Genomic DNA, 12199 nt, shown 5'->3' with positions numbered 1-12199 from the left:
AAGCCTGTGCCTTGACCTTATGTTGAATGCAAATAACCAGAAAAGGTAAGAGAGGTTCAATATGGCAACATTGCTATTAATCATTATTTATTTGGCTTTTATCAGCCTGGGGCTGCCTGATTCATTGCTGGGTGCCGCATGGCCGGTCATGCAGTCCGACTTGAATGCGCCCCTGGAAATGGCAGGATTCCTGTTTATGACGATTGCGGGCGGTACGATTCTTTCGAGTTTGGTTAGCGGGAAGGTCCTTAAACGGTTCGGGACCGGAAAGGTAACTTTTGTAAGCACCTTAATGACAGCAGGGTCTTTACTGGGCTTTTATTTTGCTCCTTCTGTTATGTGGCTGTTTCTCTTCGCCATCCCTCTTGGATTGGGGGCTGGAGCCATTGATGCGGGATTGAACGATTATGTAGCGACACATTACAAGGCCCATCATATGAGTTGGCTCCATAGCTTCTGGGGAGTAGGAGCTACTCTTGGGCCGGTGATCATGGCCCAGTATATTGCGGGTCAAAATTCCTGGAGCAGCGGGTATTTTGCCATTGCCGGAATTCAATTTGTGCTGGCGGTCATCCTTTTGTTTACTTTGCCTTTGTGGGGCAAAGTGAAAAGCAGCCAAATTCATATCAAGGAAGCCCCAGAAAAGAGCAATGAAGGATTAGAGTATGAAGGTAATGAAAGAATAAAGCCCCTGCAAATAAAAGGAGTCAAACTGGCTCTCGCCTCTTTCTTGTTTTATTGCGGCATCGAAGCCACAATGGGCCTTTGGGGGAGCAGCTATTTGGTGAATATCAAGGGGCTGACCGCAGCTACAGCGGCACAATGGGTTTCCCTTTATTACGGCGGAATCACCATTGGCCGGTTCATAACCGGCTTTATTACCTTCAAGGTGAATAACGTTACCCTTATTCGAGCGGGCCAAATCATAGCCCTTGGAGGTGCCATCCTTCTATTCCTCCCATTGCCATCCATTTTTGCGCTGGCAGGTTTTGTGCTGGTTGGATTCGGGCTGGCTCCAATCTTTCCGTGCATGCTGCACGAAACGCCAGCTCGTTTTGGGAAAAAGCATTCCCAGACTATTATGGGCTACCAAATGGCTGTTGCCTATACTGGCAGCACCTTTATACCACCTCTAATAGGGTTCATCGCCTCCAAATCAACGATAGGAATTTTTCCGCTATGGATGGTTTTATTTGTCGCTGCCATGTATCTAAGTTCTGAAAAATTGAATCGAAGGGCCGGGTCACCTGCCTCGATTTAAAATTCTTTGTGAACACACTTATTAAACTGCAGAAAAATTTATTTAATGGAATCTCCTGATAGGAGGTTCTATTTTTTTAAGGTTCATTTAAGGTACGGCCAATTAAGCGTTAAGGTTGGGGCGTTATTATGGAGGTATGACAAGGAGTGGAGGGAAATGATGTCTGCCAATATTATTGATACAAACCAGCTGACGAAGAAGTTTGGAAAGTTTGTCGCCGTTGAAGGGGTCAGTTTGCGAGTCCCGGAGGGGGGGATTTACGGTTTTCTCGGCCCGAATGGAGCCGGAAAATCAACGACCATCCGCATGCTGCTTGGCTTGATAGGAGCAACAAAAGGGGAGGTTCATATATTTGGGAAGTCTATCAAGGAAGAGCGGCTCGCGATTTTGCAGCGAATTGGCTCGATGGTGGAAACTCCTTCTTACTATGGGCATTTAACGGGTTATGAAAACCTGGAGATTACCAGAAGAATCCTGAACGTCGACAAAAAAGAAATTGCACGGGTACTCGAAATCGTCAAACTAACGGACGTGCAGAAAAAAGCGGTAAAGAAGTTTTCCCTTGGGATGAAACAGAGGCTTGGAATCGCCCAGGCTCTTTTGGGCAGCCCCGATCTTCTGATCCTCGATGAACCAACCAATGGCCTGGATCCTTCCGGCATTATCGAAATCCGCGAGTTGATTAAGAGCTTGCCAAAGGATTACGGCATCACGGTATTGCTGTCCTCCCATATTTTAAGTGAAATAGAATTAATGGCGACCCATGTGGGAATCATCCATAACGGAAAATTGCTGTTTCAGGGATCGATGGCTGATCTGCAGGATAGGCAAAACGCGGTTATCGAGATGGTCGTTGAACCGAGAAAGGACGTTGAAACCTATTTAACCGAAGTGGGGGTTCCCTTTAAAGGGGATGAAAACTATCTTTATGTAGATTCAGGCGTCCAACCGGCGAAATTAAACCGTGAGCTGATCCTGAACGGCTACGATGTCCACCGGCTGGTGATGAAACAGGAGTCCCTTGAAGAAATCTTTCTTTCCGTTACGGGGCAGGAGGGCAGGAGATGAAGCTGCATACCTTAATTTGGCTGGAAGGCTACAAGCAGAAAAAAGGGTTGATCTGGCTGTTTTTGCTCGTCATACCTGCCGGGACGACGATGGCCATGTTCCTGGATTTCCAGATCCGTTATGATTACCTTCTTGATACGGTCCGCCCTGGCCACACATCTTGGGACTTATTGCTGATGGAAAACCACCGGGTGCTTGGATGGGGCATGTTTTTGCCCATGTTTGTCGGCATAATTTACGCCCTCCTTTACCAGGTGGAGGAATCACGCAACAGCTGGAAACAGCTTCTAAGCTTACCCGTCCGGCGGGAAGAATTTTATCTGGCCAAATTTGTGGCAGGCTGGATTTTCAGCGTCCTGCTGATTGTCCTGAATGTCTCGGGCCTAATACTGGTTGGTTTTATAATGGATTTTCCTGAGGCCATGGAATGGAAAAGTTATAGCATCTATGCGGGAAAACAAATAGTGCTGATTTTGGCCGTCGCCGGTTTGCATAATTGGCTGAGCTTTTCTTTTAAAAACTCGGTGATCGGAATTGTGATTGGGTTTGCAGGAGTGATTTTATCCTCCATCGTTATTTTTATGTTTCCGGAGTGGGTAAAAATCTACCCATATGCCTACACGTTTTTTACGGATGGGTATGATGGGGGGAGCATCACAGAGATGATCTTTAATAATTTTATTATGCTGGGCGTTTTCTTTGGATTAGGGTTGTGGCAATTTAAACGCAGAGATGTGCTTTAGGGAGGGGAAACCATGATGAAGACATTGATAATGACAGAGTTCTATAAATTAAGGCGCACGCGGATAGGGTTGATAACAACAGCATTAACATTGTTTGCCCTTTTGCAGGGCTGGCAATTTGCGAAACTGGACCGGGCAAGAGAAGCTGAGGATCTTTTTCGCGCCTTTTTGTATCAGGGAAGCATGGCCGTGTACAGCTGGCTGATTTTCCCGCTGATCATTACGATTGTGCTGGCGATGATGGCCAGGATGGAGCACAGCCAGAACGGCTGGAAGCAGCTATTTGCATTGCCAGTAGAGCGGGTAGTGGTATACAGTGCCAAATTGATCGTGGGTATGACAGTTATCACTTTCAGCCTCATTCTCCTTTATGCTGGATTAATTGCGGCAGGCCATCTTCTGGCCATCGAAAATATTCCTTATCTGTGGATGATGAAGAGATTTCTTGTTTTATTTCTTGCTTCCCTGGCCATCATCGGGACCCTCTTTTATTTGAGCTTCCAGTTTGCCCATGTTGCTGTCCCAATGGCCGTAGGGGCTGGGCTGGCCTTTCCTTCCATGTTGGTGGCGAATTCAGAGAAGTATTGGATTTTTTACCCGTGGGATTATCCAATTGTCGCCTCAATGAATTATGTGTTTGATATGGGCGGGAAAAATCTTCACATGCTAGGTGTTTCCGTCCTTATCTTTTGTGTGTTTGTTTTTATAGGATTTTCCAGTTTCTGCAGAAAAGATATACTATAAGAGTAGCAGAAGAAAAGAGGGATCCTAATGATGCCATTAAAAGGACTTGGTAATAACAGAGTATTGCTTGTAGATGATGAAGTGGAGATTTTGGATTTGCTTGAAACGGTGCTGAGGAAGGAAGGGTTTCAGCAAATCGACAAGGCCGTAAGTGGACAGGAGGCCATTGCTCTGTCCAGGAAACAAAATCATGATGTGATTGTCCTTGATATCATGCTGCCGGATATGGATGGATATCAAGTCTGTCAGGAAATAAGAAAGGTTACGTTTGCGCCGATTATTTTTCTGTCGGCCAAATCGGATGAGATTGATAAACTTCTCGGCCTTGGGATCGGCGGAGATGACTATGTGACGAAGCCTTTCAGCCCGCAGGAAGTTTTATACAGGATCAAGGCCCAGATGCGCAGAACCGAGTATTTGTCGGAAAGCACTGCAGGAGACCAAAAAATCACCTTTGGGGATATTACCATTATTCCTGATACTGGAGAGGTCCTTAAAGGGAAGCAGCCTTTAACCCTGACGGCCAAGGAACTTCAATTGCTGATCTATTTAGCCGGCCATCCAAACAAAATTTTCAGCAAAAGCCGAATTTGTGAAGCGGTTTGGGGCGAGGATTATATCGGCTTAGATAATACGATCATGGTCCATATCCGCAGGCTGCGTGAAAAAATTGAGGACGACCCGGGCAGTCCCAAATGGATTAAAACAGTGAAAGGGCTGGGATATAAGCTGGAAGTCCGGGATTCTTCAACATGAAGTGGAAAATCACCGCGCAATTCCTCCTCTTTATGAGCCTGAGCTTATTGATCTCCTTCTTCCTGTTTCTCGTTTTGAATTTTGTCTTTTTATACAGCAATCTGGCACAGCAGGACCGGATTTTTCCTTATCAAAACCCTGGTTCGTATACATTGGGATTTGCCGGGAATATTGGTTTTGACAATGGGGAGATTTCGATACCAGCCGAGGAACTGCAGGAGCTGCGAAAGGCGGATATATGGATTCAGGTTCTAGACGAAAATGGGTCAGAAGTGTACAGCAGGTTCAAACCTGAAAACGTCCCTGCCAAGTATACACCAGCCCAATTGGTTCAGTTTTATAAGTACACGGGCGCCCTTGAGCATTCTACTATTTTTGTTGGTATGCTGGATGAAGGAGACCGTCAATTAAGCTATATAATGGGCTTTCCGGAACAAGTGATTGGAAAAACAATTCTTCACTACCGTACGGAAACGCTTATCCGCGACGGCCTGCTTGTCATTGGAATTGTGATCATATCGGTTACCCTTATTGCTTTATTGATTGGCTATTTTTTCAGCAAACGTTTGGCGAAGCCGCTTGTCCAAATTATCGAAGGCATTCAAAGCCTGTCCAGGGGGCACTTTCAACACGCCTTTCAGGCGAAGGGGATTTACAAAAGCGTATTCCAGAACCTGAATCACTTGGCATCGGCTCTTCAGTCCAGTGAAATCGAACGAAGAAAAATGGAAAAGACGAGGGAGGAGTGGGTTGCCAATATTTCGCATGATATAAAAACCCCGCTTGCCTCCATAAAAGGATATGCCGAGCTGCTTCAGGAATATGAGCTGGAAAAGGCCGAAAAGGAACGATATTTCGATATTATCCAGGATAAGTCACATTATATCGAAAGGCTTATAGACGACCTTAACCTGACTTACCGATTAAAGAGCACATCTTTCCCACTGAAAAAGAAGCAGGCGGATTTGGTCGAAGTTGTAAGGGAAGCCGTAATCCAAGTATTGAATCATCCATCCTTTGAAGAAGTCAATCTGCAATTCTCCTCCAAGCTTGAAAGGCAGCCTTATTGCTGTGATGTCGAATTACTGCAGCGTGCGGTCATGAATTTGATTTTCAACGCTATTGTCCATAATCCGCCAGGTACCGATATTTCCGTGAAGATACAAAGTGCAGGGAATCTCGTTTCGATAATAATAGAGGACAATGGGAAAGGCATTGCTCCTGATGACATAACGAAACTATTCACCCGCTACTATCGCGGAACCAATACAGGGAAAACCCATAAAGGAAGCGGTTTGGGCCTTGCAATCGCGAAACAGGTCACAGAGGCTCACGGCGGGAGCATAACCGTTGAAAGTGAAATCGATCAAGGCACAAGGATATCATTATCTTTACCTTTAAAGAGTTGAGTGAGGACGGAATAGGAATTGAATCAATGGGGAAATTACTCTTAACTGAAATGAGGGGGAGGCCCATGGATACAATTAAGCCAATAAAAGTAGGTTCGACCAAATCAAGTACATATGAAAAACTTACATCAGCCGAAATGGGAAAACTTTGGGCAACCTATATGGGCAACAGTATGTCAAATTGCATCTTAAGGTATTTCTTCCAACACGCAGAGGATAAGGAAATCAAAAACCTATTAGAGAACTCACTAAAATTGACGGAACAATTCATGAAAGCCATCAAAGAAATATTTGAAAAAGACAACTTCCCTGTTCCTATAGGTTTTAATGAGAATGACGTCAATCTTGGTGCTCCAAGATTGTTTGAGGATGAGTACTATGTCCATTACTTAAAGTATACGGCGAAAGCAGGTATGAGCATATATAATGTAGGTATACCCATTGTTTATAGAAAGGATGTAAAGGATTTTTTCACTTATTGTATGGAATCCGTTATGGACTTAATGGAGCAGATAAAAGAAATTCAAATGGCTAAAGGATTAATCATTAAGCCGCCTATCATTCCAATTCCGGAAAAGGCTGAATTCGTCCAACAGGATTTTTTAAATGGTTTCTTTGGACATGTCCGTCCTATGCATGCACTGGAAATTGCCCATTTTTACGATAATATTGAAAATAACGTTACAAGCAAAGCTCTCATCATGGCTTTTGCCCAAGTCGTGAAAGATGAAAAGATTCGGCACTTATTTGAAAAAGGGAGAGACATGACAACGGCAGATATTGAACATTTCATGAAAATGCTACATAACGAAAACCTGCCATCTCCATCCTTTTTGGATGATCTCGTTACTGCGTCAACATTTTCACCGTTTTCTGATAAGCTTATGTTATATCATAAAATGGATATGTTCTCTTTGAAAATAAGAGCTTTTGGCAATTCAGCTGCAGTAAACGGAAGGCATGACATTGGGTTGCTTTATGGTAAATCGCTCATGAAAATAACGACATTTGTTGAAAGTGCAGCAAAAATCATGATTGAGAAAGGGTGGATGGAGCAGCCGCCCCAAGCCGCTGACAGGGGACACCTGGCCTCTAAATAAAACAGCCTGGAGAATCCACCACATGGAAGCGACTCCCAGGTAAGGATTGCTGAAGACAAAAGAGAAGGCAGCCATCATCTGCAATGGCTGCCTTCTCTTTATTTCATTCCCAATGCTTTCTTGGTGGCCGGTCCGACAATTCCATCCGCCTTCAGTTTCTTGGCTTTTTGGAATTTCTTGACGGCTGCTTCTGTAGCTGGTCCGAATATTCCGTCTATTCCCTTTGTGCTATAGCCTTTGTTGGTGAGAATTTGCTGCAGGTTTCTAACTTCGGCACCTCTCATCCCTTTTTTCAGGACGGTGCTTGAAGAAGGGACACCTGTTACTGGAACGGAAGCGCCTCCTGAAACTTTATATCCATTTGCGGCAGCGATGGAATTAAAGGAGCTTTTGGAGGTGGTGATAATGACCGGCGTATTTACACTCACCTGGCTATAAAGCCATTCCACTTCCTCATCGTACATCCTGATGCAGCCGCCGCTTACATATCCGCCAATCGAATTAGGGTTATTGTTGCCATGGATAGCATAGGTGGTTCCCCAGGTACCTCTGGCATTTAGGCCAAGCCACCGGTTTCCAAGGGGATTCCTTGGGTCGCCACCAGGGATGTTCCCGCTGTAATAAGGGCGATTCTTAATCTTGTTCACGATTTTAAATTTGCCCTCCGGTGTGTAGGAAGGCTGCCGGCCAGTTCCCACCTTAAACGTTTTTACCAGTTTACTCTGTTTGTAATAAGCCAGCTGGTTGTTCGACTTATTGATGATGATAAATTCCCCGCCAGCCGCCTCTGCAGGTGCCTCAAAGAACACCAGTGATACAAGAAGCATAAAAGCGATAAAGATTTTTTTCATTCCCCATCCCCCCAGTTTTATATTTGCAAGTCCCGTATTCCTGCAAGCAGGGAGGGACGTGCTTTATATAAAACGTTATTTATACTAAAATAGACTCCCCCACACCTTAATAGTTACATATTTTACCTTTTTATGGGTATTAATTCTTTCTTGTTTTTATGACAAAAGACCTATTAAAATGTCGGTATTTGTAAATCTGGAGAAATGCTCCCGAACTCAGACTATAAATATTATCTTTAATTAAAAACAATTTACATCAAGGTAATTGACATTACAATATGGCCGTGATACATTTATCTCGAATTAAAAATATCTTAAATCAAAATTTTGATATGAAAAAAGAATTTTAAGCTCAGATCGGTAAAAAAGGTATTTTTATGGAAGGAAGATACCAGACTAATAAAAGCTGCTTAGCATCCTATTTTATTTATGGAGGTACAGAAAATGGGTTTTCTCTCCAAACTATTTGGAAATTCAAAAACAAAGGAGAATGAAAAAATGGAAAAGGTAAAATTAGCGGTAATATTCTACAGCATGGGTGGAACCAACTATCAATTGGCAAAATGGGCTGAAGAAGGAGCGAAGGAAGCTGGCGCAGAAGTCAGAGTCCTGAAAGTGGAAGAACTGGCTCCAGAATCTGTTGTACAGGGAAATGAAGTCTGGAAAGCGACAACAGAAGCGACAAAAAATGTTCCAGTGGCTAAAGGCGATGATATTGAATGGGCAGATGCGGTGATCTTCAGTGTGCCGACCCGCTTCGGCAACATGCCTTCGCAAATGAAGCAATTCCTTGATACACAAGGCGGACTATGGGCAACCGGCAAAACCGTCAACAAGGTTGTGAGCGCAATGACGTCTGCGCAAAATCCGCATGGCGGCCAGGAAGCGACTCTTCTGTCCCTCTATACCTCAATGATGCACTGGGGAGCGATCATTGCGACTCCCGGCTATACCGATCCAGTCATCTTCGGCGCAGGCGGAAATCCTTACGGAACAAGCGTCACAGTAGGTGAGAATGGTAAAATGATCGAAGACGTTGAAGCAGCCGTCAAGCATCAGGCAAAACGCACCGTCACCGTAGCAGAATGGGTCAAAAAAGGAAAATAAGCAGGGGGACGGTTCTCCTGCATCAATAACAGACCAAAGAGCATGGGGACCCCCATGCTCTTTCGCGTTGTGGATGTCCCCATGCTCCAAGGCTTAGTTCATAAGGTATAAGCAGGAGTTTAATTTGTCGGAATCTTAATTCTATTAGCACATTTACTTTGCAAGCCGGAAACAGGCACAATAATAGTAATTCGGATTCCGAATCAAATTGCAAGCGGGAGGTTAAATGATGAAGAAAAAGCAATTATGGAAGGTACTAAGCTCGGCGGCACTGGCTGCCTCCATCCTTGTTCCCCAGGTAGGATTCGCTGAGGGGGCAAAACCGATTACCGAAGAGACCGCATCCGTGAAGGGCTATATTGATTATGGGGAACTGAAACAAAGGCTAAGCCAAATCGAGAAGGCTTCCAATGGACTGGTACAGGTGGAATCAGCGGGGAAAACCAATCAGGGAAGAGATATCTTTACTGCCCGGGTTGGCCAGGGGGATAAAGTGGTTTTAGTCCAAAGCGAGATTCATGGAAATGAAAAGACAGGAACAGAGGCTTTGTTAAACATTCTGCAATATCTGGGCTCCAGCCAGTCTCCCGAAGCAAAAAAGATAAGGGAAGAACTCACCATTGTGGCCATTCCGATGATGAATGCGGATGGATCCGAACTGGACAGGCGCGGCAATGTCATGAGATGGGAGGAAGTGGTCGAGGACTTCCCGCAATTGCAAAACTCCAGGCCTACCTGGAATTATTATAACCGGACCCTTCAGGGAGATGATTATACTTCAAATCCTGGTTTCGATGTAAACCGTGATTTTAACCCTGACCTGAATTATGTTCCGAAACCGGCAGATTTTCCGGGGAATTCTGCCACAGCCGGCTGGTATATCACACCGGAAGCTCAAACCGTCCGTGACGTGTACAAAAGCCTGAAAGAAGAGTTTGGGAATGTAGAGGTGTTCATGGACCTGCATCACCAAAACTTCTATACGGTCGAAGGGACTGACAGGGAAGTCACCATGTCAATCTCAGCGGATTTTGTTCCGGATCCAAACAATCCAAGAGGAGCGAAATATAGCCAGTACGCGGACCAGTTCCGTTTTGACTTTTCACGCCAGCTGAATGTGGCCCTGTATGATGCAATCCAGGAAAAAGGAAATTCCATTTTCACGAACATCACCCTGTATGACCAAGGTCTGGATCTTCCGGGAACAGCCCTGGGCGCATTTTCCCTGAACGGCAGCGGCATCGTCATTTTTGAGGTAAAGGGACAAACCCAGAACTTTGGCCAAAAAATGAAAGGCCAGCTGGTTAAAACCGTCGAAACTGGCTTGATGGGCGTGATGAATGGAGTAGCGGACGGAAGCGTGTACGAGCTGAATCCACAGGAGTATCATGATATCCCGAATCGAATGAGGAAGTAACAGGACGACAAAAAAGCTGGCCCAGAAACTTTTGGCCAGCTTTTTCATTACAAAGGTATGTCCCCATCCTTTTTAGTTCGCAAGGTCGATGATTCTTCCTTCCACCTGCGGATTTACCGTACGATTTTCCTGTGCATAAACATATTCCGTGAAAACCTCCCAATCAACAAACCCTGGTTCGCTTACACGGCCTTCGCTGTAAGCTTTAGCGAAGATTTCATATCCGTCTCCGCCCTTGGCCGTGAAAATGTTTGTTGCTACTGTATACGTCTTATCTGGGTTCAGAGGTGCAAAGTTGGCTCCGTCTCCCTTTACTTCCACTGTCTGCACCCGCTGTCCAGCAGGCAGGCTGCTATCGTATGTGAATTTCAAACCTGATACTTGCAGGAAGCCTCCGTTAGCAGTAGGGGCAAGCCTTACACTATGCTCCAATGCGGCTTTGATTTCAGAACCTGTAAGCTGCATGATGCCTAAAGCGTTCCCGAAAGGCATAACCTCCAGCACCTTAGCCAGGGTGAACTCGCCGGCTGGGATGGATGTACGGATGCCGCCGCCATTTTGCAGGGCAATGACCGTATTTGGATTGATGGTTTTTGCTTTATCGAGCATTCCATCGGTAATCAGGTTTCCGAGGTTCGTTTCGGCGATACGAGCAGGAGGATTACCGCCAATCAGGTCTGACATTGTGGTTCCTACAACCCTTTTCTTCATTTCATCGACCGCTGGTTTATACTTTTCGTTCAGGATTTTTGCTGCCTTTGCGTCGTCCTGGTAGTCTTCAATTTTCAAAAGTTTACCAGCGTGCTCGATGACTTTTCCGTTTTTATCAAACACAACGTCCACGGTACCAAGGAACTTGTTGTATTCATTTGCCTGGACAATGACAGTAGGCTCCTTGCCGGCATCGACGACCATCGGCTGTTTGAGTTCAACATGGGTGTGGCCGCCGACAATCACATCAATTCCGTCCACTTCTTCGGCCAGTGTCAGGTCATTGTCGCCGCCGCCATCATTTAAGCCGATATGGGTAAGGGCGATGACTTTATTGATTCCCTGTTTTTCAAACGCTTGGACGGCATTTTTTGCCTCTTCGATATAATCCGTAAATTCCACATCCGGACCAGGGCTGGAAATGTCGACTGTTTCAGCTGTCGTCAATCCGAATATCCCGATTTTCTCTCCATTTACTTCTTTTACAATTCCCTTGTAGATATTACCATCCTGCGGCTTGCTGGCAATTCGGTCATGGGTGTATTTCTTTATGTTTTTGTCTTTTTTAAAGTTTACATTCGCCGACACAATTGGAAATTGCGCATCCTTTACAAAATTTGCGAGAACGGAAGTACCTGAGTCGAATTCATGATTTCCGAGAGTCATAGCATCATAGCCAGCCAGGTTCATGAATTCCAGATCAGCAAGACCCAGATAGTTGTTAAAATACAAAGTGCCCGAGAAAACATCTCCAGCGTCAAGAAGTAAGGTGTTGGCATTTTCATCCCGAACCTCTTTAATTGCCGTGATCCGCTTTGCGACCGTATCCAAATGGGCGTGCGTATCATTGGTGTGCATGATGGTCAGCTCATAAGGCTGGTCCTTCACAGGTTTGCCAGGCTTCACACCCTTCATGCTGGCGGAAGCGGCAGGAACAGCAACCGTAGACAAGAGCGCGGCAGCAGTAACTACGGATAATAATTTCCGGTAAAACTTATTCTTGTAGTTCATATTGACCCCCCTAGATAGAGT

At 45.1% G+C, this 12199-nt stretch carries 11 protein-coding genes; 9 read left to right on the top strand and 2 right to left on the bottom strand.

Annotation, left to right across the window (positions count from 1 at the left end; genetic code table 11):
- Positions 1-61: 61 nt before the first annotated feature.
- From ADU22_RS18990 to ADU22_RS18960, 7 genes are all read left to right on the top strand, one after another.
- Positions 62-1261: an MFS transporter gene (locus ADU22_RS18990; protein WP_053363564.1), complete on the top strand. Its 1200-nt coding sequence runs from the start codon at positions 62-64 to the stop codon at positions 1259-1261.
- Between the two features lie 159 nt (positions 1262-1420).
- Complete coding sequence (locus ADU22_RS18985; RefSeq protein ID WP_053364665.1) at positions 1421-2329, top strand: ABC transporter ATP-binding protein; 909 nt, start codon at positions 1421-1423, stop codon at positions 2327-2329.
- Positions 2326-3072: an ABC transporter permease gene (locus tag ADU22_RS18980; RefSeq protein ID WP_053363563.1), complete on the top strand. Its 747-nt coding sequence runs from the start codon at positions 2326-2328 to the stop codon at positions 3070-3072. The genes ADU22_RS18985 and ADU22_RS18980 overlap by 4 nt, the downstream gene beginning before the upstream one ends.
- A gap of 12 nt (positions 3073-3084) precedes the next feature.
- On the top strand, positions 3085-3816 hold the full coding sequence (locus ADU22_RS18975) for an ABC transporter permease (RefSeq protein WP_053363562.1): 732 nt from the start codon (positions 3085-3087) through the stop codon (positions 3814-3816).
- 30 nt (positions 3817-3846) lie between these two features.
- Positions 3847-4572 (top strand): response regulator transcription factor, encoded by a 726-nt coding sequence (locus tag ADU22_RS18970; protein ID WP_053364664.1) that lies wholly within the window; start codon positions 3847-3849, stop codon positions 4570-4572.
- Positions 4569-5981, top strand: coding sequence for a HAMP domain-containing sensor histidine kinase (locus ADU22_RS18965; RefSeq protein ID WP_053363561.1), 1413 nt, complete (start codon positions 4569-4571; stop codon positions 5979-5981). The genes ADU22_RS18970 and ADU22_RS18965 overlap by 4 nt, the downstream gene beginning before the upstream one ends.
- A gap of 65 nt (positions 5982-6046) precedes the next feature.
- A complete protein-coding gene (locus ADU22_RS18960) occupies positions 6047-7081 on the top strand; it encodes a DUF3231 family protein (RefSeq protein ID WP_053363560.1) in 1035 nt (344 codons plus the stop codon).
- 98 nt (positions 7082-7179) lie between these two features.
- On the opposite strand, the gene ADU22_RS18955 is transcribed toward ADU22_RS18960, so the two are convergent.
- Positions 7180-7932 (bottom strand): L,D-transpeptidase family protein, encoded by a 753-nt coding sequence (locus ADU22_RS18955; RefSeq protein WP_053363559.1) that lies wholly within the window; start codon positions 7930-7932, stop codon positions 7180-7182.
- 498 nt (positions 7933-8430) lie between these two features.
- Here ADU22_RS18955 and wrbA point away from each other — a divergent pair, with 498 nt between their 5' ends.
- Together wrbA and ADU22_RS18945 are read left to right on the top strand one after the other, a co-directional pair.
- A complete protein-coding gene (gene wrbA / locus ADU22_RS18950) occupies positions 8431-9039 on the top strand; it encodes an NAD(P)H:quinone oxidoreductase (protein ID WP_053364663.1) in 609 nt (202 codons plus the stop codon).
- A gap of 229 nt (positions 9040-9268) precedes the next feature.
- On the top strand, positions 9269-10456 hold the full coding sequence (locus ADU22_RS18945) for a M14 family zinc carboxypeptidase (protein WP_053363558.1): 1188 nt from the start codon (positions 9269-9271) through the stop codon (positions 10454-10456).
- Positions 10457-10528: 72 nt separating this feature from the next.
- On the opposite strand, the gene ADU22_RS18940 is transcribed toward ADU22_RS18945, so the two are convergent.
- A complete protein-coding gene (locus ADU22_RS18940) occupies positions 10529-12178 on the bottom strand; it encodes a bifunctional metallophosphatase/5'-nucleotidase (protein WP_082252930.1) in 1650 nt (549 codons plus the stop codon).
- Between the last annotated feature and the right edge of the window lie 21 nt (positions 12179-12199).

Source organism: Bacillus sp. FJAT-27251 (assembly GCF_001273925.1).
Lineage (GTDB): Bacteria > Bacillota > Bacilli > Bacillales > Cytobacillaceae > Mesobacillus_B.
The sequence above is the reverse complement of the archived record's forward strand: the minus strand, read 5'-3'. Positions and strand labels throughout refer to the sequence as shown.